This window comes from Hymenobacter caeli, from assembly GCF_013294115.1.
Classification (GTDB): domain Bacteria; phylum Bacteroidota; class Bacteroidia; order Cytophagales; family Hymenobacteraceae; genus Hymenobacter; species Hymenobacter caeli.
Map to the genome: position 1 here is coordinate 85816 of NZ_JABSNP010000007.1, position 26028 is coordinate 111843.

22 protein-coding genes are annotated in these 26028 nt (G+C 65.8%); 7 read left to right on the plus strand and 15 right to left on the minus strand.

All coding sequences use genetic code 11. The features are described 5' to 3' along the window. Window positions 1–47: 47 nt before the first annotated feature. From gatC to HNP98_RS09225, 3 genes are all read right to left on the minus strand, one after another. On the minus strand, window positions 48–335 hold the full coding sequence (gene gatC, locus HNP98_RS09215) for an Asp-tRNA(Asn)/Glu-tRNA(Gln) amidotransferase subunit GatC (protein ID WP_173809776.1): 288 nt from the start codon (window positions 333–335) through the stop codon (window positions 48–50). 202 nt (window positions 336–537) lie between these two features. After that, window positions 538–1314, minus strand: a complete 777-nt coding sequence (locus HNP98_RS09220; RefSeq protein ID WP_173809777.1) for a lysophospholipid acyltransferase family protein — start codon at window positions 1312–1314, stop codon at window positions 538–540. Window positions 1315–1323: 9 nt separating this feature from the next. Next, window positions 1324–1902 (minus strand): NUDIX domain-containing protein, encoded by a 579-nt coding sequence (locus HNP98_RS09225; RefSeq protein ID WP_173809778.1) that lies wholly within the window; start codon window positions 1900–1902, stop codon window positions 1324–1326. A gap of 399 nt (window positions 1903–2301) precedes the next feature. Here HNP98_RS09225 and HNP98_RS09230 point away from each other — a divergent pair, with 399 nt between their 5' ends. Then, window positions 2302–2550, plus strand: coding sequence for a hypothetical protein (locus tag HNP98_RS09230; RefSeq protein WP_173809779.1), 249 nt, complete (start codon window positions 2302–2304; stop codon window positions 2548–2550). A gap of 70 nt (window positions 2551–2620) precedes the next feature. On the opposite strand, the gene HNP98_RS09235 is transcribed toward HNP98_RS09230, so the two are convergent. From HNP98_RS09235 to HNP98_RS09250, 4 genes are read right to left on the minus strand one after another with little or no spacing between them, the layout of a single operon-like run. Further along, a complete protein-coding gene (locus tag HNP98_RS09235) occupies window positions 2621–3220 on the minus strand; it encodes a ribonuclease HII (RefSeq protein WP_317171080.1) in 600 nt (199 codons plus the stop codon). After that, window positions 3217–3660 carry a response regulator gene (locus HNP98_RS09240; RefSeq protein ID WP_173809780.1) on the minus strand — a complete coding sequence of 148 codons (444 nt, stop codon included), beginning with the start codon at window positions 3658–3660 and terminating at the stop codon, window positions 3217–3219. Before HNP98_RS09240 ends, HNP98_RS09235 begins: the two co-directional genes overlap by 4 nt. Window positions 3661–3706: 46 nt before the next feature. Then, the gene (locus HNP98_RS09245) at window positions 3707–5254 is read right to left on the minus strand and encodes a sensor histidine kinase (RefSeq protein WP_246275056.1); all 1548 of its coding nucleotides are present in this window, start codon (window positions 5252–5254) and stop codon (window positions 3707–3709) included. 50 nt (window positions 5255–5304) lie between these two features. Beyond that, window positions 5305–5697: a CZB domain-containing protein gene (locus HNP98_RS09250; RefSeq protein ID WP_173809781.1), complete on the minus strand. Its 393-nt coding sequence runs from the start codon at window positions 5695–5697 to the stop codon at window positions 5305–5307. An 82-nt stretch (window positions 5698–5779) separates the two neighbouring features. Between HNP98_RS09250 and gcvT the strand changes: the two genes are divergently transcribed. After that, entirely contained in the window at window positions 5780–6889 is a 1110-nt protein-coding gene (gcvT, locus tag HNP98_RS09255; RefSeq protein WP_173809782.1) for a glycine cleavage system aminomethyltransferase GcvT, read from the plus strand. Between the two features lie 180 nt (window positions 6890–7069). Beyond that, window positions 7070–7789 carry a 2-phosphosulfolactate phosphatase gene (locus HNP98_RS09260; protein WP_173809783.1) on the plus strand — a complete coding sequence of 240 codons (720 nt, stop codon included), beginning with the start codon at window positions 7070–7072 and terminating at the stop codon, window positions 7787–7789. Window positions 7790–7797: 8 nt separating this feature from the next. On the opposite strand, the gene HNP98_RS09265 is transcribed toward HNP98_RS09260, so the two are convergent. Both HNP98_RS09265 and dtd read right to left on the minus strand, forming a co-directional pair. Then, complete coding sequence (locus HNP98_RS09265) at window positions 7798–8124, minus strand: nucleotide pyrophosphohydrolase (protein ID WP_173809784.1); 327 nt, start codon at window positions 8122–8124, stop codon at window positions 7798–7800. 127 nt (window positions 8125–8251) lie between these two features. Further along, window positions 8252–8701 (minus strand): D-aminoacyl-tRNA deacylase, encoded by a 450-nt coding sequence (gene dtd, locus HNP98_RS09270; protein ID WP_173809785.1) that lies wholly within the window; start codon window positions 8699–8701, stop codon window positions 8252–8254. A 97-nt stretch (window positions 8702–8798) separates the two neighbouring features. Between dtd and HNP98_RS09275 the strand changes: the two genes are divergently transcribed. Further along, a complete protein-coding gene (locus tag HNP98_RS09275) occupies window positions 8799–10364 on the plus strand; it encodes a hypothetical protein (protein ID WP_173809786.1) in 1566 nt (521 codons plus the stop codon). 100 nt (window positions 10365–10464) lie between these two features. On the opposite strand, the gene mltG is transcribed toward HNP98_RS09275, so the two are convergent. From mltG to HNP98_RS09300, 5 genes are all read right to left on the minus strand, one after another. After that, complete coding sequence (mltG, locus tag HNP98_RS09280) at window positions 10465–11499, minus strand: endolytic transglycosylase MltG (RefSeq protein WP_173809787.1); 1035 nt, start codon at window positions 11497–11499, stop codon at window positions 10465–10467. Between the two features lie 464 nt (window positions 11500–11963). Next, the gene (locus HNP98_RS09285) at window positions 11964–12194 is read right to left on the minus strand and encodes a PID-CTERM protein-sorting domain-containing protein (RefSeq protein WP_173809788.1); all 231 of its coding nucleotides are present in this window, start codon (window positions 12192–12194) and stop codon (window positions 11964–11966) included. Between the two features lie 275 nt (window positions 12195–12469). Continuing rightward, a complete protein-coding gene (locus tag HNP98_RS09290) occupies window positions 12470–15058 on the minus strand; it encodes an ice-binding family protein (RefSeq protein WP_173809789.1) in 2589 nt (862 codons plus the stop codon). Window positions 15059–15158: 100 nt separating this feature from the next. Beyond that, window positions 15159–15722 (minus strand): helix-turn-helix domain-containing protein, encoded by a 564-nt coding sequence (locus HNP98_RS09295; protein WP_173809790.1) that lies wholly within the window; start codon window positions 15720–15722, stop codon window positions 15159–15161. A gap of 609 nt (window positions 15723–16331) precedes the next feature. Then, window positions 16332–17861, minus strand: coding sequence for a helix-turn-helix domain-containing protein (locus HNP98_RS09300; protein WP_173809791.1), 1530 nt, complete (start codon window positions 17859–17861; stop codon window positions 16332–16334). Between the two features lie 223 nt (window positions 17862–18084). Between HNP98_RS09300 and aceB the strand changes: the two genes are divergently transcribed. Further along, complete coding sequence (gene aceB / locus HNP98_RS09305; RefSeq protein WP_173809792.1) at window positions 18085–19698, plus strand: malate synthase A; 1614 nt, start codon at window positions 18085–18087, stop codon at window positions 19696–19698. A gap of 307 nt (window positions 19699–20005) precedes the next feature. Then, window positions 20006–21289: an isocitrate lyase gene (gene aceA / locus HNP98_RS09310; RefSeq protein ID WP_173809793.1), complete on the plus strand. Its 1284-nt coding sequence runs from the start codon at window positions 20006–20008 to the stop codon at window positions 21287–21289. A 226-nt stretch (window positions 21290–21515) separates the two neighbouring features. On the opposite strand, the gene HNP98_RS09315 is transcribed toward aceA, so the two are convergent. Then, entirely contained in the window at window positions 21516–22688 is a 1173-nt protein-coding gene (locus HNP98_RS09315; RefSeq protein ID WP_173809794.1) for a ribonuclease D, read from the minus strand. Between the two features lie 226 nt (window positions 22689–22914). On the opposite strand from HNP98_RS09315, the gene HNP98_RS09320 reads away from it, so the two are divergent. Next, a complete protein-coding gene (locus HNP98_RS09320) occupies window positions 22915–26001 on the plus strand; it encodes a SusC/RagA family TonB-linked outer membrane protein (protein ID WP_173809795.1) in 3087 nt (1028 codons plus the stop codon). Window positions 26002–26028: the final 27 nt, after the last annotated feature.

Here is a 26028-nt window from a genome sequence, read left to right on the forward strand (position 1 = left end):
GGTCGCCAGGGCCGGGCCGGGCCCCGCAGAGGTAAGGGTGCCGCCAACTAATCGAGCACTTTGGGCACCCGGAAATAATCCGAATCCTTGCGCGGGGCGTTGCGTAGGCCTTCCTGGTGGCTCACGGTGTTGCGGCCCTCGTCGTCGCGCAGCACGTTGATTTCCTGCGACAAATGCACCAGCGGCTCCACGTCGGTCGTATCCACGGCTTCGAGCTGGGCCACGAAGTCGAGGATGTTGTTCAGGTCGCCGAGCATTTCTTTCTCGTGGGCCTCGTCAAATTCGAGGCGGGCCAGGTGGGCGAGGCCGCGCAGGGTGGCAAGGTCGGTGCTCATGTCCTTGGGTTATGAATTATGAGTTATGAATTATGGGTTGAACTAGATCGTCATGCCGGACGTGGCCAAGCAGAATATTAGCGTCTTGGAACGTCGTGCTGAGCGCAGCCGAAGCATCTCTCCCGCTTCGCTGGGGCCGTTCAGCGAAGCGGGAGAGATGCTTCGGCTGCGCTCAGCACGACCGTTTTTTGTTCTCACTAAATCACCGCCACGTGCTGGGGCCGGGCTTTTCGGCTCCTTCGGGCAGGAAGTCGGCGGCGAGCTGGGCGGCCACGCGGGCCTTGAGGGCGGGCACGTCGGCGGCGGTGAGGCCGGTGGTGGGAATGGCGGGGTGAAACACGATTTTGAGGCGGTGGCGGCGCACCCGCAGGCTGCCCTTCACATCGGGCATGAACATGTGGTTCAGCGGCATGCCCACGGGCACGATGGGCACCCCGGCGGCAATGGCCAGCTGGAACGCGCCGTCCTGCAACGGCAGCAGCTCGCGGCCGGGCGTGGGCGAAATGCGGCCCTCGGCAAAGATGGCGATGCTGCGCCCGGCGGCCAGGCCCTGGCGGGCCGCTACCAGGGCCCGGCCCCGGCTCACGGCGCTGGTGCGGTCCAGGGTGATGTAGGCCTTTGCAAACAGGGGGCCCCAGAGCGGCACCTTGGCCAGCGTGTGCTTGCCCATCATGTTCAGGTAGCCGGGGATGGTCTTGAACATCAGCATGATATCGATGTAGGAGCCGTGGTTGGCCACGTACACGCAGGGCTGGGGCAGGGGCCCGGCCTCCTCGTGGATTTCCTCAATCGGGATGCCCCACAGGGCCATCGAAAACCGGGCCCAGCCGCTGTAGATGCCGTGCAGCGCGGGGTAGCGGGCCGGCTTGCGGCCCAGCCACCACTGCGCCGGGTAGGTGACGACGAACGGCAGCACAAACCAAAACGTGGCCCAGGTGGTGTACAGGCGGTGGCCCAGGTAGCGAAACAGGTGGCGCATGGGGCAAAGTTAGCCCTTGGCGCGGGCCGCCAGCACGCGCTCGGCCTTCAGCAGGCCCGCCACGCTGATGCCGTCGGTGATGCGGTCGTCGAAGGCCATCTGCACGGCCTCGGCCAGGGGCAGCTTCCAGAGGCGCAGGTCCTCGGTTTCTTCGGGCTCGGTTTCGCCGGCGGTCAGGTCTTCGGCCAAGAACACGAAGCCTTCCTCGTCGGTGACGGAATTGGAGGTGTGCAGGCGGGCGATGCGCGTCCAGCGGCCGGCCAGCAGGCCGGTTTCTTCGCGCAGCTCGCGCTGGGCCGACGCCAGCACGTCCAGCTCTACGGGCCCCCCGCCCATCGGAATTTCCCAGCTGTACTCGTTCAGCGGGTAGCGGTACTGGCCCACGAGCCAGGTATTGCCCTCACTGTCAACGGGAATGATGCCAATGGCTTTATTCTTCATGCTCACCACGCCGTAAATGCCCGCGCCGCCGCGCGGGTTCAGCACTTGGTCCTCGCGCACTGAAATCCAGGGGTTTTGGTACTTTACATCGCTGGCTAAAACGCGCCACGGGTTGCGGGTTTCGTCGAAGGCGGGGTCGGGGAGCATGGGCAGGGCCGCGGGAATTGAAGAAAAATAGGTGCGGTAAATCTACGCCGCGTCCGCGCACGCCTTACGGCCGGCGTGCATTCGGAGAGAAATACGGTCCCTTGACCGAGTAAGTACAGGCGTTGGTCTAATTTAGTAAACATGCGACCCGACGGCCCTTTAGATTTGTTTTCATAAGTGCCCCGCACGGGCTGGAAATGTGGAAAGGAAGGACCTCTCGTGCGCTGGCGGGGTTGGCCAAAAAGCTGGGGTAGACAGCTTCCGGCCGGCCCTGCTGCTTATAAGGCCGTCGCCCCCGGGCGGCGGCCTTTTTTTGTGCCCCTGAACCCCGTTTAGGCAGCCTGCGTAAACCCCAGAGCCGCCCCGCGCCGACCACTTCCCGGCTTCGGGGCCCTGCTCATGGCCCAAAACCCCACCAAAAAGCCCGCCGCCGACCAAGCCGCCGATCCGCTCTTCAACCTCAAGCACGCCCAGGCCGAAGCCGACTTGGCCGCCAAAACCAACGGCCTCGGCCCCACCACCAACGAGTACGTCTCTTCCGACGAAGACGACGAAATTGCCGGCGCCGAGGGCCCCCGCGACAGCCAGGGCCAGCGCCGCGGCGAGAACGACGAAATTGTTAAGGGCGACGCCGCTGGCAGTCACTGAATAGAAAATTAAAAGCTGCGCGTGAAAAAGGGCCTGCCTTCGTCGACGAAGGCAGGCCCTTTTTCACGCGCTACAGCAGCCGGAACCCCGGGCGGTGCAGCGGGGTGGGGCCGTGGGCGCGGATGGCGGCCCGGTGGGCCGCGGTGGGGTAGCCGGCGTTCTGGGCCCAACCGTAGGCCGGGTACTGCTCGGCGAGGGCCGCCATGCGCTCGTCGCGGAAGGTTTTGGCCAGTATAGACGCGGCGGCGATGCTGCGGTAGCGGCCGTCGCCGCCCACGAGGCAGGTGTGGGCGTACCCGGCCAGCGGCCGGAAGCGGTTGCCGTCCACGAGCAGGTGCGCGGGGGGCACGGCCAGCGCTGCCACGGCCCGGTGCATGGCCAGGTAGCTGGCCTGCGCGATGTTGAGGGCCCCGATTTCTTCCACCGTGGCCTCGCCCACGGCCCAGGCCACGGCTTCGGCGCAAATGAGGGGGCGCAGCTGCTCGCGCTGCCGGGCGCTCAGCTGCTTGGAGTCGTGGAGCAGGGGCGGGGCAAAACCGGGCGGCAGGATGACGGCCGCCGCGAACACGGGCCCCGCCAGGCAGCCCCGGCCGGCCTCGTCGAGGCCGGCCTCGTGCGGCAGCCCGGTGTGGGTGGCCAGCAGCGCCGGGCGTACTTTGGGGGGCCTCACCCCTTCAGCTTAATCAGGTCCAGGAACAGGCTGAAGCCATCGACGCTGGTGCCGCCTTCGCCGAAAGTCTCGAAGCTCAGGGGCTTGACGATGTAGCCGCTCACGGCCAGCTGCCGGGCCTTGTAGCGGTCCGAGTCGAGGTCCGAGGTGGTCATGATGAACACGTTGAGGTCGGCAAACTCGGGGTCGGCCCGCAGGGCTTCGAGCAGCTCCAGGCCGTTCATGCGCGGCATGTTGATGTCGAGCATCACCACGTCGGGCCGGGCAATTTTGGCCTGGCCGTTCTCGCCGCGCAGCAGGTCGAGGGCTTCGCGGCCGTTGCGGGCGTGCGTCAGGGGCACTTCGATGTGCTGGCGGCGCAGCTCGCGCTGCACGTTCATCACGTCCATCTGGTCGTCTTCGACCAATAAGATGCTGGTGGGGGAGGGGTCGGGCGTCATGGAGAAAAAAAAGGATCGGGGGCGGGGCCCCGGCAAAGGAATTAAGTCAGGCGGCCAGCGCGGGCACGGCGGCGCTGGCCTTGGCGGCTTTGGGCTGGGCCGCGGCCGGCTGCTTGGGCCAGGTGAAAAAGAACGTGGCGCCCTGGCCCAGGGCCGATTCGACGCCGATGGTGCCGCCCTGGCGCTCCACAATTTTCTTGACGATGGCCAGGCCCACGCCGGTGCTTTCCAGGGTGTCGCGCTCCACGAGGGTTTGGAAGATGACGAATATCCGCTCGTGGTACTCCGGCGCGATGCCCGGCCCGTCGTCGGCCACCGAGAAGCGGTAGAAGGCGTCGGCGTCGTCGCAGCCGATGCGCAGGGTGGCCGATTCGAGATGTTCGTGGTACTTCACCGCGTTGCTGATGAGGTTGGTGAACACCTGCTCCAGCTGCACCCGCGTGGTGACGAGCGTGGGCAAAAAGAAGGGCAGCTCGAATTGCAAGCCGGCCGGCAGGTCCAGGCTGGCTACGATTTCGCGCAGCAGCTGGCGCACGAACACCGTTTCGTGCACCTCGGCCACGCGCCCCACCCGGGCCAGGTCGAGGATGCCGGTGATGAGGTTTTCCATGCGGTGCACGCGCTGGCGCATCAGGGCCAGGAACTCGCGCACGTGGGCCGGCAGGCCGGTGGGCCCCATGTCCTCCTCGATCCAGCGCGAAGCGCTTTCGATGCCGCGCAGGGGCGCTTTCAGGTCGTGCGACACCACGTAGGCGAACTGGTCCAGCTCGCGGTTGCGGGCTTCGAGCTGGCCGATGTTGGCGCTGATGGTGCGGCCCAGGCCGTTGAGGGCCCCGGTGAGCAGGCTCAGCTCGTCCTGCTCGCGGTCCACCAGCTGGGCGTCGTAGTCGCCGGCGGCGAGGCGGCGGGCCAGGCCCACCAGCCCGTCGAGGCGCCGCGCCAGCAGCCGCACCAGGTACACGGCCCAGGCCAGCCCGAACACCAGCGCCGCGGCGGCCACGGCCGCCGAAATCCACTGGGCCCGGCCCACGCTGGCGTCGCGCCGCGCCGCCAGCCGCTGCCGAATCCCGGCTTCGAGCACGTCGAACTGGCCGAGCTGGTAGCGCACGTTGTCCATTACCTGCTTGCCCGTCAGTCCCTCTACCAGCCAGCGGTGGGGCAGGCCCTGCAACGCTTCCAGGTCGGGGCGGTGCTGGTGCAGCGTGCGCTTCTCGCCGATGATGAGGTGCGTGTAGGCGCTCCACTGCTGGAACAGCCGCTGCGAGCGGTTGAGGTGGTCCAGCTGCACCGGGCTGTGGGTGACCAGGGCCCGCAGGTCGTTGAAGCGCCCCACCAGCTGCCGCTCGCCCTGGTAGTAAGGGTCGAGCAGCTGCTCGTCGCCCAGCAGCAGGTAGCCGCGAAAGCCAGTTTCCATGTCGATGATGTTGCTCAGCAAGCCGTTGGCTTCTTCCGACACCCGCTGCGACGTGGCCACGGCCCGGGCGTTGCTCACCACCTGGTCGGCCAGCCGGTAGTTGACGAACAACACCGCCGCGAAGAGTCCCAGCAGCAGTAAAAAGCCGGCAAACAGCTTGGTGCTAAGGTTCATTTTCATTTATTTGCCGCGCGGGAAGCCCGCCGGAAAAAATCGAAAAAGCGGCAGCGCTAGGCTTCGGTACGCAGCTTGCGCTCAATGGTTTGCAAAAGGGTCACAATGCCCTCGGCCTGGGCCAGCACGGCTGGCAGGCCGGCGGCGGCCGCCTCGGCGCGGCCGGCCAGGCGGTGGTCCATCAACACGTTGGCCGCCTGATGAATGCGGCGGTGGGCGGCGTCGAGGTCGCGCATTTCGGGCACGTGGGCGTAGGCCCGGGCCCGGCGCTCGGCAATCCAGTGCCCGAGGCTGCACTGGTCGGGGTCGCGCAGGGGGCCTTCTTCGTAGCCGTTGCCGTACAGAAACGAGCGCAGCTTGGTTTTAAAGGAGAAGTGGCGGGTCATGGCCGACTCGAAGTCTTGCTTGATTTCGCCGGGGCTCATGGCGGCACGCGGGGGAGTGGGCATAGACCCGCCTACGGGCCCGGGCCAAAAATGGCTATTTTCGCGGGCCAAAACCGCCGCGGCCGGCCCCACCCTTCTTTTCTACATGACCGTTTCCTCGCTCAAAACCGTTGCCCTCGACGCCACCCACCAGCGGCTGGGGGCCAAAATGGTGCCTTTTGCCGGCTACAACATGCCCGTGCGCTACTCCTCCGACCTCGACGAGCACCACACCGTGCGCCGGGCCGTGGGCATGTTCGACGTCTCGCACATGGGCGAGTTCCGGGTGCGGGGCCCCCAGGCGCTGGCCCTCATCCAGCGCGTGACGACCAACGACGCCGCCAAGCTCCAGCCCGGCAAGGCCCAGTACTCGGCCCTGCCCAACCACACCGGCGGCCTCGTCGACGACTTGCTGGTGTACATGCTGGCCGATAACGATTACCTACTGGTGGTCAACGCCTCCAACATCGAAAAGGACTGGAGCTGGATTCAGCAGTTCAACACCGACGGCGCGGAGATGGAGGACATTTCCGACCGCACCAGCCTCTTTGCCGTGCAGGGCCCCAAGGCCGTGGCCGCGCTGCAAGGCCTCACCAACGTGGACCTGGCCGCCATTCCGTACTACTCCTTCACGCAGGGCCCCTTCGCCGGGGCCCCCGACGTCATCATCTCCGCCACGGGCTACACCGGCGCGGGCGGCTTCGAGCTGTACGTGCCCAACGAGTACGCCCAGCGCGTGTGGGACGCCATCATGCTGGCCGGCCAGCCCCACGGCCTCAAGCCCATCGGCCTGGGCGCGCGCGACACGCTGCGCCTCGAAATGGGCTACAACCTCTACGGCAACGACATCGACGACACCACCTCGCCCCTCGAAGCCGGCCTGGGCTGGATCACCAAGTTCACCAAGGAATTCACCAACAGCGCCGCCCTGAAGGCCCAAAAAACGGCCGGCGTGGCCAAAAAGCTGGTCGGCTTCGTGATGGACGGCCCCGGCATTCCGCGCGGCCACTACGAGCTGGTGGACGCCGCCGGCCAGAAAATCGGCGACGTCACCAGCGGCACGCAGTCGCCGAGCCTGGGCAAGGGCGTGGGCCTGGGCTACGTGCGCGCCGAGCTGGCCGCCCCCGGCACCCCAATCTTCGTGCAGATTCGGGGCAAGAACCTGCCCGCCACCGTGCACAAGCTGCCGCTGGTGCCGGGTACGGAGGAGGCGTAGCTCAGTTCCCGCTTCTCCGAGGCCGTTGCGCAGCGGGGAGTAGCGCGAACTTTGTAGTTCGCGTCGCTCGCTTCGTCCCATCGATCTAACTTTTGGGCGACCGGGCGGCGACGCGAACTACAAAGTTCGCGCTACTCTCCGCTACGTAACAGTAGTTCTTCGCTTTCCAAAACTCCAAAAATGCCTGCTGTAGACGTTTGTTTCTCCCCCGATTTGCTGCCGCTGTACGATTTGCGGGGCCGGGTGGCGGTTATCGTGGACGTGCTGCGGGCCAGCACCACCATCGTCACGGCCCTGGTGGCGGGCGTCACGCACGTGTTTCCGGTGGGCAGCCTGGAGGAGTGCGCCGCCCTGGGGGCCCAAGGCTGCCTGACGGCGGCCGAGCGCGACGGCGTGCCGGCCGAGGGCTTCGACCTGGGCAACTCGCCCTTCGGCTTCCTCGACCCCGCCCGGCCGGTGCGGGGGCGCGCCCTGGCCATCAGCACCACCAACGGCACCCAGGCCCTGCGCCGCTCGCTGGCGGCCGAGGCCGTCGTCATCGGCGGCTTCGTAAACCTGACGGCCGTGGTCAGCTTTGCCCAGCAGCAGCAGCGCGACGTGCTGGTGGTGTGCGCCGGCTGGAAGGGCCGGTTCTGCCTCGAAGACAGCCTGTTTGGCGGGGCCCTGGCCGCCCGCCTGGGGCCCCTGGGCTTCGACGTGGAGCACGCCGACAGCACCCTGGCTGCGCTGCACCTGTGGCACCAGGCCCAGGCCGACCTGCCCGGCTACCTGCTGCAATCGGCCGCCGTGCGCCGCCTTAACGCGCTGGAAGCCAACGACGATTTTCTGTTCTGCGCGAAAATTGACACGTACGCCAATGCGTTGCCCTTGCTGAAAGACGACCGGCTGGTGCTGGCGTAGGGCCCCGACTACTTCAGCTTCTCGTTGTCCTGGTGCCGCTGGGCGTCGCGCTGGGTTTTCTTGGCCAGGTTGCGCGCCAGGGCCTCCGTGAGGTTGACGCCGGTTTGGTTGGCCAGGCAGATGACGACGAACAGCACGTCGGCCAACTCGTCGCCCAGCTCGTGGCCTTTGTCCGACTCCTTGAACGACTGCTCGCCGTACTGCCGGGCGATGAGCCGGGCCACCTCGCCCACCTCCTCGGTGAGGATGGCCAGGTTGGTCAGCTCGTTGAAGTAGCGCACGCCGGTGGTCGTAATCCACTGGTCCACGGTCTGTTGGGCTTGCTCGATGGTCATGTTAGATGACTGATAAGGAAGGCGTTAAGCAGCCGTGCATAAGTAAACGCACATTGCATGCCGTGTAAATTATTGAAAATTAGGAAGAAGGCTAATAGCTAGCAGCTAAGAGCCAACAGCTCACGATTTAAGCGGCGGGCGAATCGAGCACGATGGTGACGGGGCCGTCGTTCACCAGGCTCACCTGCATGTCGGCCCCGAAGATGCCGGTGGGCACGGGGCGGCCCAGCAGCTCGGCCACCAGGGCCACAAATTGCTGGTACAGCGGTTCGGCTACGGCCGGTGGGGCGGCGCCCACGTAGCTGGGGCGGTTGCCCTTGCGGGCATCCGCGAGCAGCGTGAACTGGCTCACCACCAGCACCTCGCCGCCCGTATCGAGCACGCTGCGGTTCATCTGGCCCGCCTCGTCGGCGAAGATGCGGAGCTGCACCAGCTTCCGGGCCCCCCAGGCCAGCTGGGCGGGGCCGTCGGCGGGGGCGAAGCCGGCCAGCACCAGCAGGCCCGGCCCGATACGGCCCGTGACGGCCTCCGCCACGGTAACCTGCGCGCTGCGAACGCGCTGAATGACAAGGCGCATAAGAAAAATGAAGTAGAATACTGGCCCGCCGGGGCCCCGGCGGGTGCCCGTGCCGACCTTTGCGGCGGCCCGGCCCCGGGGCCCTAATTAGCCCCCAATGCCTGCAAATAACGCCGTGCCGCCGCTTCCCGCCCCGCCCGATGCCCGCTGGGGACTGGGCCTGGCGCTGCTGGCGGTGCTGGGCCTGCGGCTGTGGCACCTGTCGGCCGCCGGCTTGCCCGACTACGACTCGGTGCGCAACTGGCAGCTGGTGCAGGAGCTGGCGCACGGCGACGGCCATTCGATGTTCTTCACGGCCGGGCCGGGCTTCAACCTGCTGTTTGCTCTACTGGCCTGCGTCACATCGGATGTGCGGGCGTTTCAGGTGGCCAACGCGGTGCTGGGCGCGGCGGGGCTGGGGCTGTTTGCGCGGTTTGTGGGGGAGGCGGTGGCAGGCAGCGGGCGGCCCTGGCGCAACGCCGAGGCGGTGGCGCTGGTGCTGCTGGGCGGCACCGGGCTGCTGCTCACGTTTTCGGGGCGCGATTTCACGGCCGGCGCGGGCGGGCTGGTGCTGGCGGCGGGCCTGCTGCGCAGCCACTTCCGGCGGGTGCAGGCAGGGCCCCTGGCCGGGCGGCAGGCGGCGCTGCGGCAGGCCGCGTGGTGGCTGGCGGCGGGCCTGTGCTACAGCTACAAGTTCCTGCTGGTGCTGCCCATATTAGGGGCCCTGGAGGGGTGGCGGGCCGACTGGCCGGCCTGGCGCGGGGCCGTGAAGTGGCAGGTGCTGGGCCGCCTGGCCTTGCCCTACGCGGTGCTGATGGCCGCCGGGGCCCTGCTGGCCGGCCTGCCCTGGTACCGCTGGCCGGCCACCTACGTGCGCCTCGTGCTGCCCGACGCGCCCAACCCCGCCGGCCGCCAGCTGGTGCTGAGCCCCGATTTTTTCTTCTACTTCCGCTACTTGTGGGCGTTCGAGTCGCCGCTGCTGCTGCCGGGGCTGGCGGCGGGCGCATGGCTGGGGGGACGGCAGTGGCGGGCGTTGCCCCCGGGGCCCGCGGGCCGGCCGCTGCCGCTGCTGCTGTACCTGGCCGTCTGGGCGGGGTGCTGGCTGGCGGGCATGGCCCTGCTGCAAAAAGCGCCCCGCGGCCTCACCTACGCCTTTTTGCCGCTGGCGGCGCTGGCGGTGCTCAGCCTGAGCTACTTGCGCGGCCGTTGGCGGGGCCCCGGGGCCGCCGTGCTGCTGGCTGCCCTGGCCCTGAACGGCTACCGGCTCTGGCAGCACATTTACCGCTACCCGCCCAGCCACTACCCCGCGGTGGCCGCCTGGCTGCGCACCCACGGGGCCCGGCGCGTGGCCAGCACCGTCGGCCTGGGCCTGGCGCCGTATCTATCTGAAGACAAGCAGTTCCTTAGCATCACCAACGAGCGCCAGCTGGGGGGCCTGCGCCGCCAGGGCTACGACTACGTGGTGCTCGATGCCTATTGGCAAGTGGCCCACGTGGCGCGGTTCGACTCGCTGCGCCGCCAGCGCCCGCTGGCCGCCTGGCCCGAAACCCGCCTCACCGAGCCGCTGCTGTTCCTGGAGCACTCCGAGTTCACCGGCCTCACCTACGCCCAAACCCTGGACTGGCAGCGCGAAGCCGCGCACGATTCGGTGCAGCTGCGCGTGTACCGCCTGGGGCCCCGATAGCGGTTTCTAGTTGTCAAATAGTATTCGGAGGAAGCGCAAAAAAACGTCATGCTTCGGCTGTGCTCAGCATGACGGCCTGCTAGATTACTAAAGCGTACCCTCACCGTTTCACGCCCAGGCTGTCCAGGTGGTGCTGGTAGCGGCGGGCGTTGCGCTTGTGCTGGGTGTAGGTGGCGGCGAAATCGGAGAAGCCGCTGCCGTCGGGGCGGGCGCAAAAGAAGAGGTTGCCGTTGTGGGCGGGGCGTAGCACGGCGTCGAGCGAGCTGGCGCGGGGCGTGGTGATGGGGCCCGGCGGCAGGCCTTTGTGGCGGTAGGTGTTGTAGGGCGAATCCACTTTTTTGTCCACGTTCAGCACGCGCTTGCGGGTGCCGAGGCCGTGCAGGGGCCACAGCAGGGTGGGGTCGGCCTGCAAGGGCTGGCCCAGGCGCAGGCGGTTGAGGTACACGGCGGCAATCAGCGGCTTGTCGGTAAGCTGGGCCGTTTCGCGCTGCACAATGCTGGCCAGTACGCTCACCTGCACCTGGCTCAGGCCCAGCGAGTCGGCCCGGGCCCGGCGCGCCCGCGACCAAAACCGGCGGTGCCGCGCCGCCACGGTATCCAGGAAAGCGGCGGCGCTGGTGTTCCACAGCAGCCGGTAGGGCCCCGGGATGAACAGCGTGCGCACCGTGCAGGTGTCGAGGCCGTAGCGGGCTTGCAGCCCGGCGTTATTATTCAGCAGCAGGCTGAGCTTGAACGAGTCGGCCTCGATTTGGCGGCTGACTTGCCGGGGCAGGTTTTCAAGGTAGTGAAACGGCGTCAGCTCAAACTGCACCGTGTCCTGGGGCCCGCTTTCGAGCAGCTTTAGTAGCGCCAGGTTGCCCAGCCCGGGGCCTAGGCGGTAGCGGCCGGGGCGCACGTGCGCCGGGTAGTTGCGCCAGTCGGCCAGCCAGGCAAAGGTACCCGGCTCGCGCAGCAGGCCCGGCCGCCCCAGCGAGTCGCGCACCGCCCCGTAGCCGCTGCCGGTGCGGATGTACAGGTAGGCATCGCCTTCGGGAAAGGCCACCACGTTGGGCCGGTACAGCACCCGCCACGCCGCGTAGCCCGCCGCGCCCAGGGCCAGCAGCCCAACCAAGAGCCAGCTAAGCTTTTTTGTCACAAAAAAACAGAAGGTTGGAAGCCTTGCACTACGGCTGGGGCAGGAAAAATGGCCTACTCCGCCTCAAAATTAGCCGCGCGCGGCTTGGCGCTGCTCCCACGCCAGGCGAGTGCCACGGCCCCGAAGGCCGCCGCGGCCGGAAGGATTCCTGGTAGCGTGCTGACCGCTTGATTTCGAGTGTTACTTTTAAAAATAAGTATTTGATTTTCTTATTCTTAAAAGTAACTCGAAATCAAGCAATTAAAACACTGGTAGTTAATGGCTGCTCACTCAAAAAAGCCCTTTCGGCCGTGCGGCCGAAAGGGCTTTTTTGAGTGGTTGCCCCGCTAACTTGCCGCTTTTCAGGCGGAGCTGACCGGCAAAAGGGGCCTCGGCGTTACGGCTGGGAAACCGGAATTTTTTTGGATACGAACCAAGCCAGCCGGACGGGGCTTTTGGTTGAACAGGGCGGGGGCGGTATTTCGTCAATCCTTGGTGCGGCGCTCGCGCAGGCGCTTCAGGCCGTAGGCAACACCGCCGGCAAGCAGCAGCGACGCGCCCCCGTCGAGGGGTGCCTCGGTGGGCCCGCCGGGGGGAACGGGGGTGGGGGCCGGGCTGGGGCCGCCGCTGCCGGGCTGGGCAAGGGCCGTTGCCGCCAGCACGAGTACGCAAATTGCTGTGCCGCACAGCGTGCCAATAAAAGTCTGGATGTTCATAAAAAAAGAGCTGACAAAAAATGAGGAGGAAGCTGAGCCGCAGGGGTGGCCATCAGTGGTCGAGCCGAATGGATTAGGCAGCAAGGCGTTCGTGCGCAGCTGGCGTCCGCTTGCCGAAGCAATGCCGTCGCTTCGTTGAACGATTGATTGGTGAGCGGTAGCGCTGCTTCGCAAGCGGACCGCCGGCTGCGCACGGCGTTCTAAAACGTTGAATCAGTGTCATCGAACTGCTTGGCCCGGGCCGACTGTTTCGGCCCGGGACGGTCAGCACGCAGTTACTTTATTACCATGCGCTTCACTACCTGGCCAGTGGCCGAGGTGAGGCGCAGCGAGTAAACGCCCGGGGCGAGGGCCGATACGTCGAACCGGGCGCTGGCTCCGGCCGCCGTCATGGCCACCGAGCGCTCCGACACCAACTGGCCGAGCTGGTTGACGACCTGGACCGAGACGGGCGTGCGGCCCAGCTCGGCGGGTAGCATCAGCGTGAAGCTGCCCTGCGCCGGGTTCGGGTACAGCTGCACCTGCTGGGCCAAGGCCGGGGCGTTGGCGGCCAGCGCGGCGGCCGGCCCGAAGCGCAGGCTGAAGCGGCCCGGCAGTGCCGTCGCGTCGGCCTGGAAGGTGTAGCCAGGCTGCTGGCTCAGGTTGATGCGCGCGCCGGTCTGGGTATCGAGCAGGAGCACTTCCGTGCCGGGTTCAAAGTTGACCAAGCTGCTCGCCTTCAGGGTGTAGGCACCGGCGGCGGGCACGTGCAGGTTCAGCGGCACCGTGGTGGCGCTGGTGAGCGGCGCCAGTCCGTTCACCGATAAGTCGTTGCTGGCCGTGAGGCTGCTCACGCTCAGCCCCGACGAGTTGGGCAGCTTGAACGCATCGAAATGGGCATCGAAAGCGGACGAAGCGCCCTGCTCGAAGTACACGGCCGTTTCGTCGGTCAGGGACTGGTTGCTGCCTTGCAGGTGCAGCTGCACCAGCGGGCGCGTGTCGGCGGTGCCCCGGTTAAAGGCGACTGCGGCGGCGGTCGTGGTTACCCGGATGCTGTTGTTCAGCGCGAAGCTGCCCGTGGCATGGCCGTCGCTCACCCGCACAAAAAATCCCTGCATGGCGGCCACCAGCGGGTTGCCGCCCACGCCGTTCACGTAGCTGCGGTACTGCCCGGCGTACCGGTCGGTGCTGTGGTACACGTACACGGCATCGTCCACGTTGGTCCGCACCACGCCGCTGGTCTGGCTGAAGTCAATGGGCGAAGGGTAGGGGTTGCCCAGCAGCTGCCAGCCGCTCTGGGGCTGGTTGCCGCGGGCGAGGTCGGTGCGGCTCACGGGGCCGTTGGTGAGGGCCCCTTGCAGGTCCACCACTTGGCCGGCGTCGATGTTCACGGTGTAGCCCCTCAGCACGTCCAGCACATCGGTGCCCGCGGGCACCAGAAAGCCTTGGTCGAAGGCGGCGGTTGTGGCAGCGGGGTCCACCACGCGGGCCTGGTCGTAGCCGAACACGTTTGGAAAGGGCGTTGCCGCGTTGCCCGTCGTGTTGTAAGCTTGGTTGAAAATCGGCGCGAAGCCCGGCGTGCCCAGGTCGTTGAACGTGGTGCTGGCCACCGGCGAGCTGTAGTGGCGGTAGCCCGAGGCAACATTAAAGGCCGGGTCGATGTAGCGCTGCACGGTGGCGGTGCCGCTCACGGTGCCGCCGGTGTTGTCCACCAGGGCCGTGCCGGCCGCGTCGGAAAGCAGCGTCAGCGGCTTGCCATTGGTGGTGAGGCCGCCATTGGTGAGGGCCAGGGCCCCGTGGACGCTTACCGCCCCGGCCTGGCTGGCCCCGGCGGGGTTGGTGATGGCCAGGCCCCAAAACTGGGTGCTGCCGCTGCCGCCGACGGGCTGCGCCGCGGTGCCGCTCAGGCGCACGGTGCCCGCCGTGGCGCTGATGGTGCCGCTGTTGTCCACGCTGCCCAGCACGTCGAGGGTGCCCCCGGCCTGCGTGAAGCTGGCCCCAAAGCCAATGGTGAGGCTTTTGGCCGCTGCGTTGCCGCTGGCAACCAGCGGGTAAGGCGACGTGCCGGTGGGCACAACGGCGTCCAGCACGCTGGTGGGCACGCCGTTCGACCAATTGCCGGGCGTGAACCAGTCCGTGGTGCCCGTGCCGAGAGGATCGCCCAGCCAGAAGGTTTGGGTAGGCGCCGGGGCCACGGCGGGCAGCGGCAGCGTGACCGTGCTCGAAGTCGACGAGATGCCCCCGCCGCGCGAAAGGCCCCGGCCTTCCACCACCGCGCCGGTAATCAGGTTGATGGCGCCGTCGACCAGCAGCGTGCCCCGCATCACCGAGTTTTGCCCCAGCGTGGCCAGGCCCCTTATCTGCCAGTACACGTTGCTGGGGTCGGCGCCGTTTTGCGTCACCACGCGGGAGTTGGCGCCCGTGGTCAAGGCGCCGTTCACCATCAGGAAAAACTTCGCATTCGGGTCGCCGCCGCCATCCAGAATCAGCGTGCCGGCCAGGGTGGTTGCCTGTTTCACGAAGTACGAGCCCGGCAGCAGGGTTACGGGCGGCGTGCCGCCGTACACGGCCTCTTCGGTTACGTAAATAACGCCCGACATGTAGGCGTAAGCCGCCTGCACGTCCGTGGCCGCTTGCGTAGCATAGGTGTCCCCCACGTGGATGTTGCCGTTCACCACCCCCGGAGGAAACCCGTTGAAGGCCCCCGCGTTGGTCCCGATGTCCCCGTTGATGACGGTGGGGCCCTGGTTGTCGACCGCGCCAACCGCGGTAAACAGGGCAAAGCTGGCCGCGGCGCCCAGCGGCGGCGCAGTCTGGCCGTGGCTCGCTTTGGGAAAAACCAGTAGCGTGGCCGAAGCCACCGTAAGGAGAAAGGATGTTTTCATAGATTTTGAACTTTACCGATGTGCAATAATTTTCACACGGCAAAGTTCATTCTCCCGCTTCTCAGAAAGTTTACATAATCTTCAAAATGGTTTGCATCATTCACACGTCCTCAAGTGCCAGGCGCCGCTTGTATTGTTTGAGCTGCCTGAAATAGCTTGGCGTCAATCCAGTAGCTTTCTTAAACTGATTAGATAGGTGCGACACACTGCTGTACCTTAAACTATTAGCAATCTGAGTAAGTGTAAGCTCATCGTACAAAAGCAATTCTTTTATCCGCTCAATTTTTTGGGCGATGAGGTAATGCTCGATGGTAATGCCTGTTGTCTCTGAGAAAAGGTTGGCGAGATACGTGTAGTCGTGGTTGAGTTTATCACTAATAAATTCAGAATTTTTTATTCTGATTTCTTCTTTGGTATAATGTATTATTTGAACAATTACATTTTTTATCTTTTCGACCAGGATGGCTCTTTTATCGTCCATCAGCTCAAGTCCCGATTTTAATAAAGCCCTGCCTAAGTGGTCGCGCTGTTCGTCCGTAATCACCCCGTCGACTTCGACTTCGCCCAACTCCACCGCCCCGCACTGTAGCCCGAGCTTGTGCAACTCCTCTTGCACCAATATTTTGCAGCGCCTGCTCACCATGTACTTGATGTAGATTTTCATTTTTTTACCAATGAGTGAACAGTTAAGGGCTTGGTATCCACTGCGCCGCTGTAATGGGCTGAATTTGCGCCTTAGTTTAGTTAATTTATTGGTAGCATGAAATTTACTGGAGGAAGTAGCGGGTGCTGGGAGGTAATTATTTGTTTGATACGCCCAAAGCAATGGCTGGCCAGCCCGGCGCTCTTGGTGAGGGTGTATTCGCTTGGGCCTCATTTCGGCTGAGTTCTACTGGTGCCCAGGGGAAGGCTCGCGTCCAAGTCTACCCCGTCGGGCCACTGCCGGGGCTTCCACAGTCGGGCCGTGTATTTTACGCTTAGGACTTGCGCACCTGGGCACCCAGTAGCCCCGGCGGGGCGGCTGTTTAGCAGTAAGTAATTGATTAAGAGAGTAACTAGTTAGGGCAACTAACGAGTATTCCTAATCAGCCGGCGTCCGCTTGTCGAAATAGTTCTCCTGCGTAACGGCCGCAACCGGCTGGGTTAAGGGCGCGGGCGAGCTACCTCGGCTGCGCGGCCGCTGGGTGGGCAAGGCGGCCTTGTAGGACAGGTACTTACCCGCGCTGGCGGTATCCGCTGGCGGGCCCCTATACTACTGGGACGTAGCGCCCGGCTATGCCGGTTCTGCTGGCTTCGGCGCCCCCACCAGCGCGGCCACGGCCTCGGCGTAGGCGCGGCGCGCGGCGTCTTGGTCCAGGCGCAGGGGCGGAGCGGCGCGCACCTCGCAGTTGGGCACGGCGCAGCGCTCGCAGGTTTCGTTCACGGTTTTGATGAGCAGGGCGGGGTCGGCGAAAAACTTGAGCTGCTGGCGCAGGGCGTCGTCGCAGCGCAGGCCCACCGTCACGCTGGTGGCGGGCTGGCCGGGGCCCCCGGCGCGGGCCAGCGTGAAGCACAGGTACTCGTCGGCGGTGCCGAAGTACTGCGAGCGCTGGGCCCCCAGCAGCAGGGCCGGGGGCTGGCCGGGCCCGGCAATGGCGGCCGCCGCCCGGGCCTCGTCGAGCAGGCGCAGGCTCACCCAGCGGCGGCAGTAGTGCTCGTTCAGCTCGTTGCCGTGGGGGTTGTGCAGGCGCGAGAGGTGCAGCTCCTTGGTCAGCTCGTAGGGGTAGCCGGCGGCGGCCTGGTCGAAGCGCAGGAAGAACAAGCTGTTCAGTCCGAAGTGCTTGGGCAGCAGCGTGGTGAGGCGCTGCATGAACATCTCCGCGCTCACGTCGTGCTGCGTCAGCAGGTCCAGCCAGGCCTGTGGGGCCCACTTGCGGGCCCCGAACAGCTGCCGCAGGTCGCGCACCAGCGCGTCTTCCTCCAGCAGCAGGGCCCCGGCGAAGTACGAAGCGCGGAAGTTGTTCAACACTTCGTCAAACGACGGCACGGCCGCGCTGCTGGGGTGGGCGTAGGGCCGCTCCTTCATTCTCAGGTAGTTGAAGGCCACCTCGCGGCCCAGCAGGAAGGCCTGCTGCCCGCGGCTCAGGCCGGGGCGCAGCAGCAGGGTGCGGGTTTTGGGCTGGAACACGGCCCGCAGCCGGCCCTGCGCCGCCGCCGGGTGCTCGCCCAGCGTGGTGCGGTCGAAGGCGTAGCCGTACTCCTGCGCCAGCACGGTTTCGAGGGCCGCCAGGGCCCCGGCCGGCGCCGCGCCCACCGCCGGGTGGCTGCCCAGAAACGCCCGCACGTCCTGCTCCAGGTCGTCAAAATAATTGTCGTGCATCTCCTGGTACGAGCGCAGCGCGGCCAGGAAAAAGTCTTCCTGGCCCATTTCGTAGTTGCGGGCAATTTCGAAGATGGTGCTGATGAAGGCGTTCATCCGGGCCGGCGCGTTGGCAATCAGGTCGAAGAGCCGGGCCACGTCGAGGCCGTACATCTCCAGCGGAAATTCCTGGAGCACCTTGGAGTGCAGCAGGTCGGAAATGGGCTCCAGCCGCCGCGGCAGCGTGGTGGACGTCAGCTGGTCGTAGCTCACGCCCAGCACCTTGCTCAGGCTCAGAATCTTGTCCGCCTTGGGGTATTTCTTGCCCTTCTCAATCTCGTTGAGGTAGCTCACCGACACGTCGCAGCTCCGCGCCAGCTCGGCCGGGGCCAGGCCCAGCTCCTGGCGCAGCTCGCGCAGCTTCAGCCCAAAAATGAGGCGCACGACCTGGCCGTGGTTCAGCATCGAGATATTTTTTTAAAGAAAACGCCGCGCGCTAAAACAGGGCCCCGGGGCCCCAAACGAGCATTTGCCGTCCGCGTTGGGGCCCCACAAAGGTAAGGAAGCAAAGCGAATCCACAGTATTAGCGAATATTCGCTAATACTGTGGATTCGCTGACGTATGTTTGCAGTACCACCCGCTAGCGCTGGCCCGGTGGCCACTGGTTTTCACCTCTTTCCCCTGCTCATGTCCTTCACCGCGCCTGCCCCCGCCCCGCCGCCCGCCTACCGTGCCCCCGCCCAAGTGCGCGTCATCGGCGCTTTCCGGCCCGAGTTTGCCGAAATCCTCACGCCCTCGGCCCTGGCCTTCGTGGCCGAGCTGCATCGGCGCTTCGACCCCACGCGCCGGGCGTTGCTGGTCCGCCGCGAGGCCCGCCAGGCCGAGATTGCGGCCGGGGGCACGTTCGATTTTCTGCCCGAAACTCGGCGCTTGCGCGAGCAGGACTGGACGGTGGCCCCGCTGCCCGCCGACCTGCTCGACCGCCGCGTGGAAATTACGGGCCCCGTGGAGCGGAAGATGATTATCAACGCGTTGAACTCGGGAGCCAAGGTGTTCATGGCCGACTTTGAGGATTCCAACGCGCCCACCTGGGCCAACGTCATCGAGGGCCAAATAAACCTGCGCGACGCCGTGCGCCGCACCATCCGCCTCAGCACGCCCACCAAAGAATACCGGCTCAACGAGGACACCGCCGTGCTGATGGTGCGCCCCCGCGGCTGGCACCTGGAAGACAAGCACGTGCTCGTGGACGGCGAGCCGGTGAGCGGCGCGCTGCTCGATTTCGGCCTCTACTACTTCCACAACGCCCACGAACTGGTGCGGCGCGGCTCGGGGCCCTACTTCTACCTGCCCAAGCTGGAAAGCCACCGGGAAGCCCGCCTCTGGAACGAGGTGTTCAACTTCGCCGAGGACAACCTCTCACAGCGCCGGGGCACCATCAAGGCCACGGTGCTGATTGAGACGCTGCCCGCCGCGTTCGAGCTGCACGAGATTCTGTACGAGCTGCGCCAGCACAGCGCGGGCCTCAACTGCGGGCGCTGGGACTACATCTTCAGCTACATCAAGCGGCTGGGGCTGCGGCCCGAGTATTGCCTGCCCGACCGGGCCCAGGTGACGATGACGGTGCCGTTTATGGCCGCCTACTCGCAGCTGGTCATTCAGACCTGCCACCGCCGCGGCGTGCACGCGATGGGCGGCATGGCGGCCCAGATTCCCATCAAAAACGACCCCGCGGCCAACGACGCGGCGATGGAAAAGGTGCGGCAGGACAAAATCCGGGAGGCCACCAACGGCCACGACGGGACCTGGGTGGCCCACCCCGCGCTGGTGCCCGTGGCCCTGGAGGTGTTCAACCGCCTCATGCCGGGCCCCAACCAGCTGGCTAACAAGCGCCTCGACGTGCAGGTGAGCGCCGCCGACCTGGTGCGGGCCCCCGAAGGCACCATCACCGAAGCCGGCCTGCGGATGAACATCGACGTGGCCATCCGCTACCTGGCCTCGTGGCTGGGGGGCAACGGCTGCGTGCCCATCCACCACCTGATGGAGGACGCGGCCACGGCCGAAATCAGCCGGGCCCAGGTGTGGCAGTGGCTGCACACGCCCGGCACCGCCCTGGCCGACGGCCGCCCCGTCACGACCGAGCTGTACCGGGCCCTGGTGCCCCCCATCATGGCCATCATTGAGGCCGAAGCCGCGCCCGGCAACCACATAATGGCCGCCGCCCAGCTGTTCGACCAGCTGGTGATGAGCCCCAGATTCATCGAATTCCTGACCCTGCCCGCCTACGACCAGCTGGCTTAAAATCGGCTCGGCGCTGGCCGCAGTTTAGCGCGCAGCGCGTAACTGCTGGCCGCCAAACGGCGCGAGTTTGTAACTCGCAAAATTGAACGGCCTGCCCTGCGCAACCCGCTGGGCCGCTGCGCGGCCGTGAGTCGCAGACTCACCCCGTTTACCGGCCAGCAGTTGCGCGCTGCGCGCTAAACTGCGGCCAGCGCGCTGGCTTTTCCCCCTCGTTTTCCGAATCAAAAATGCAGCTCCTGTAGCCTGCCGGGCGGCGCTTTGCCTTTTCTCAACGCTTCAATCTCTCACTCCAACCCACTCCATTCGCATGAAATCGCAACTGCAACGCACCGCCGACCTGGCCCTGGACTGGGCCACTAACCCCCGCTGGGCGGGCATCGAGCGCCCGTACTCGCCCGAAGATGTGCTGCGCCTGCAAGGCTCGGTGCGCATCGAGTACTCGCTGGCCCGGCAGGGGGCCGAGCGCCTCTGGGAGCTGCTGCACAGCCAGGAGTACGTGGCCGGGCTGGGGGCCCTCACGGGCAACCAGGCCGTGCAGGAAATCCAGGCCGGGTTGCAGGCCATTTACCTGAGTGGCTGGCAGGTGGCGGCCGACGCCAACAACGCCGGGCAGATGTACCCCGACCAGAGCCTGTACCCCGTGGACAGCGTGCCGGCCGTGGTGAAGCGCATCAACAACGCCCTGCTGCGGGCCGACCAGATTCAGCACCTGGCCGGGAAGTCGGACATCCATTACCTGGCCCCCATCGTGGCCGATGCGGAGGCCGGCTTCGGCGGCAACCTCAACGCCTTCGAGCTGATGAAGATGATGATTGAGTCCGGGGCCGCCGGGGTGCACTTTGAGGACCAGCTGTCGTCGGCCAAGAAGTGCGGGCACCTGGGCGGCAAAGTGCTGGTGCCCACCCAGGAAGCCATCAACAAGCTGGTGGCCGCCCGCCTCGCCGCCGACGTCCTGAACGTGCCCACGCTCATCGTGGCCCGCACCGATGCCGACGCCGCCGACCTGCTCACGGCCGACGTGGACGCCCGTGACGTGCCCTTCATCCGGCAGGACGCCGCCCGCACCAACGAGGGCTTCTACCGCATCCGCTGCGGCGTGGACGCCGCCATTGCCCGCGGCTTGGCCTACGCCCCCTACGCCGACCTCATCTGGATGGAAACCTCGGACCCCGACCTGGCCCACGCCCGCCGGTTCGCCGAAGCCATCCACGCCCAGTTCCCCGGCAAGCTGCTGGCCTACAACTGCTCGCCGTCGTTCAACTGGGCCGCCAAGCTCAGCGTGGAGCAGATGGAGACCTTCCGCGAGGAGCTGGCCGCCCTGGGCTACAAGTTCCAGTTCATCACCCTGGCCGGCTTCCACGCCCTGAACACCAGCATGTTCGAGCTGGCCCAGGCCTACCGCCAGCGCGGCATGGCCGGCTACTCGGAGCTGCAGGAGCGCGAGTTTGCCCTGCAAAAAGAGGGCTACCAGGCCGTGAAGCACCAAACCTTCGTGGGCACCGGCTACTTCGATGCCGTGCAGAACGTGGTGACCAGCAACCAGACCAGCACCGCCGCCTTGGTCGGCAGCACCGAGGAAGCGCAGTTCTAGCCGTCTGAACCGCAGATTAAGTGGATTTAACGGATAAGAACGGATTATAACTGCCCCTTATTTGTAATGAAAAAGGCCACTCAACAAGTGGCCTTTTTCATTAGACTTTAAAATTTCAATAGGGCCCCAGAATCGCCGCACACCGGATATCAAGGGTAGGAAGCTATTGGATCATCCGTTCTTATCCGTTAAATCCACTTAATCTGCGGTTCAGACAATCAGACAATTACGCAAACGGCTCGGCGAGCTGCCCATAGTCTTCGCCGTGCTTCTCGGCCGCCTCTTTTAGCAGCTGCTGCTGCCAGGGGCGGAGGGCCTCTGTGGCACCCTGCTCCACGATGTCGGCGATGAGGCGGTTGCTGAGCACCATGTTGGCCAGCACGGGGCCCTGGTCGGCGGCGAGGTGGGCTTTGAGGGCCAGCAGCAGGGTTTCGCGGGCTTCGGCGCGGTTGGCGGCGGCCCCGTTCAGGCGGCGGCGGAAGGGGAACTTGCGCTGGTCGGCGGGCAGCGGGGCCTCGTCGGGCAGGTCGGTGGTGCCGATGGCCAGCAGCTGCTCCGCGTAGGGGCCCCGCTTCAGCTCGGGGTGCAGGCCGTTGGCGGCGCGCAGCTGGTTGGCGGTTTCGAGGGGCTGGCGGGCCAGCTCGGCCAGCCGGTCGTTGCTGATGACGTGGTAGGGCGGGCGGTCGAGCTGCCGCGCTACGGTGTCGCGCAGCTTGTACAGCTCGCGGAACACCGGCATTTCCTGGGGCGAAATCTTGAACTTGGCGGCGTTGCGGGCCCAGGGGCGGGGCTCGTCGCGGCCGTAGCGCACGGCTTCCAGGGCGTGGTTTTCCTCGGCGGCCCACTGGGCGCGGCCCATCTCGGCGAGGCGGGCGGCCAGGCGGTCGGTCAGCTCGAACAGGTACAGCACGTCGTTGGCGGCGTACTCCTTCTGGGCCTCGGTGAGGGGCCGCTTCAGCCAGTTCGACTTCTGCTCGCCCTTGTCCACCTCAAAGCCCAGCTCACTTTGGATGAGGCGGCCCAGGGAGATGTTGTTGTCCTCAGCCGCCAGCAGGCTGAACTGCACGCTGGTGTCAACAATGGTGCGGCAGTTGACGCCAAATACTTCATCGAGGAGCAGAATGTCCGACTTGCAGGAGTGGAACACCTTGGCCACCGCCGGGTCGCGCAACACGGCGAACAGCGGCTCCAGGCCGGCGGCCATGTCGGGCTCCAGCGGCAGCGGGTCGATGAGGTACACTTCCTGCCCGTCAAATACTTGGATGAGCGCCACGTGCCGGCCGTAGCGGTAGCGCATGTCGTCAAACTCTAGGTCGATGCCGATGCGCGGCAAAGTGGCAAAATGGGCAGCAGCCGTGGCAATGGCGTCGGCCGTGGTGAGGTAGTGAATTGTGGACATCAAGGGCAAAAGTAGGAATAATCAAGGCCACTCGGGGCGTGGCAGGCAGCACCGGGCGAAAGTTGCCCGATTGGAATAAAGGGGGTAAAAAAAGAGGGCTATTTTCACGTAAAAAGTATTTTTTATGAAAAAACAGGTAAATTTTTACCGGTCTTCAGAAAAAATTCATGATGTTTGCGGGGCTTACCCCTTCCTTCCAAATCATTCAATCCTCAAAGTTTTTCTTATGGAAGTGAAAAAATTTACTCATTACACGCTCTTGTTGCTTTTAAGCTGGCTGCTGGCCGTTCCGGCCTGGGCGCAGGGCCAGGCCATCAGCGGGCGCGTAACCGGTGCGGACAGCGGGGCCCTGCCGGGCGTCACCGTCCTGGAGCAGGGCACCACCAACGGGGCCACGAGCGGCTCGGACGGCCGGTTCACGCTGAGCGTGCGGCCGGGGGCCACGCTGGTGTTCAGCTCGGTGGGCTACCTCAGCCGGACGGTGCCCGTGGGCAGCCAAACCAGCCTCGACGTGACGCTGGACGTCTCCACCACCGACCTGGCCGAGGCCGTGGTGGTGGGCTACGGCACCCAAACCAAGGCCAACCTGACCGGCGCGGTGGCGCAGCTCACCAGCAAGGACGTGGGCGACCAGCCGGTGCAGTCGTTCGAGCAGTCCATCCAGGGCAAGGCGGCCGGGGTGTTCATCGAAAACAGCAGCGGCAAGCTGGGCCAGGGCATCCGGGTGCGGGTGCGCGGGGTGTCGAGCATCAGCGGCAACACCCAGCCGCTGTACGTAGTGGACGGGGTGCCGGTGGTGTCCGACAACCTGTCGTCCACCTCCGCGGCCACCAACCCCATCGCCGACATCAACCCCAACGACATCGAGAGCATCTCGGTGCTCAAGGACGCTGCGGCGACGGCTATCTACGGCTCGCGGGGCACGCCCGGCGTCGTGCTCATCACCACCAAGCGCGGCAAAGCCGGGGCCACCCGCTTCAGCCTGGGGGTGCAGGGCGGCACCAGCGAGCCCACCCACAAGCGGGAGTTTCTGAACGGCCAGGAGTACGTGGCGCTCATAACCGAGGCCCTGGTGAACTCGGGCCGCACGCCCGCGGCCAACGCCACCCGCCTCACCGGCTACGCCGCCGGGGCCGCCGACCCGCTGACCTACGACACCAACTGGCAGGACCAGGTGCTGCACCGGGCGGCCTTCCAGCAGTACGACCTGAACGCCAGCGGGGGCAACGATAAAACCCGGCTCTTCTTTTCGGGGCAGTACAGCAAGCAGAAGGGCATCATCGTCAGCAACCAGTACGAGCGCATGGCGGCCCGCTTCAACGTGGACCACCAGGCCACGGAGAAGCTCTCGTTTGGCCTGAACCTGACGGCCACGCGCTCGGTCAACAACCGGGTGCCCAACGACAACGCCTTCAGCACCCCGCTGCAAATCGTGGCCCTGCCCCCCATTACGCCGCTCACCGACCCGCGCTCGGGCCTGATTAGCGGAGCCCTCGACCCCGCCACGGGCCTGCCCAACGCCACGTTTCCGCTCTACTACAACCCGCTGCTGAGCATTCAGGGCGGCTCGTACGTGACCACGGCCTACCGCCTGCTGGGCAACGTGTACGGGCAACTGAAGCTGACCAAGAACCTGGTGTTCCGCTCGGAACTGGGGGCCGACCTGCTGAACCAGGACGAGGAATCGTACAACGGCCGCATCACGGCCCGCAACTCGGGGCCGACCAACGGCAGCGCCTTCAGCGCCATCCAAACCGATGCCAAGCTGGTGATAAACAACTTCTTCTCGTACAAAAACACCATCGCCGACAAGCACAGCCTGGAGCTGACGCTGGGCACCAGCTACGAAACCGGCCGGCTCAACGGCACGAACGTCACGGGCACGCAGTTTGCCTCGGATGCCTACCGCAGCATCGACAACGCCTCGCAGATTACGGCGGGCAGCTCCTTCATCACGTCAAGCTCGCTGGTGTCGTACTTCGCCCGCGGGGCCTACGCCTTCGCCGGCAAGTACCTGATTGGGGGCAGCGCTCGCGTCGATGGCTCGTCGCGCTTCGGGGCCGAGCGCCGCTACGGCATCTTCCCGGCCGGCTCGGTGGGCTGGCTGATTTCGGAAGAAGACTTCCTGAAGGGAAACACCGTGCTGAGCCTGCTGAAAGTTCGGGCCAGCGTGGGGAAAACGGGCAACCAGAACTTCCCCAACTTCGCGTCGCGCAGCCTCTTCACGGGGGTGGGCTCGGGCTACGTGGGCACGCCCGGCCAACGCCCCTCGCAGCTGGGCAACAACCTGTTGGGCTGGGAATCGACGGTGCAGTACGACGCGGGCCTGGAGTACGGCTTCTTCGATAACCGCATCAGCGGCGAGGTGGACATCTACCGCAAAAACACGACCGGGCTGCTGCTGGCGCAGCCGGTCGCTGGCACGTCGGGCTTCTCGACCTACAACGCCAACGTGGGCAGCCTGCGCAACCAGGGCCTGGAGCTGGCCCTCACCACCCGCAACTTCGTGGGGGCCTTCGCCTGGACGACCAGCGTGAATGCGTCCATCAACCAGAACAAGATTCTGGACCTGGCGGGCCCCGATATTCTGGGCAGTTCCCTGAACCGGGCGCGGGCCGGCCAGCCGCTGGGCGAGTTCATCGGGCCCGAGTACGCGGGCGTGGACCCCGCCAACGGCAACGCCCTCTACTACCTGAACACGACCAAGACCGACGGCAGCCTCGACCGCACCACGACCACCAACATCAACCTGGCCACCTCCGTGCCCGTGGGCAACCCCAACCCGACCTGGACGGGCGGCTTCACCAACACGTTCACGTTTAAGGGCTTTGACCTGTCCGCCACGCTCGTCGCCGTGTTTGGCAACCAGATTTACGACGGCGGGGCGCAGTACTACTCGGTGGGCTTCAACAACGGGGCCGACAACCAGACCCGCGACCAGCTGAGCCGCTGGCAGAAGCCCGGCGACGTCACCAACGTGCCCAAGGCCGTGTACCTGGGGGGCAACGGCATCGGGGCCTCGTCGCGCTTCGTGCAAAACGGCGACTACGGCCGCCTGCGCTCGGTGGTGCTGGGCTACAACCTGCCCAGCGACCTGGCCAAGCGGGGCTACCTGCAATCGGCCCGCATCTTCGTGCAGGGCTACAACCTGCTGACCTTCACCAAGTACACCGGCTGGGACCCCGAGGTGAGCACCGACTACGTGAACGGGGGCGGGGTGTCGCAAACCCAGGGCAACATCAACCAGGGCATCACCTTCTACACCGCGCCGCAGGCCCGCACCTACACGGTGGGCATCAACCTGGGCTTTTAAACCCCGCGCGGCGGGCTCGTTACGCAG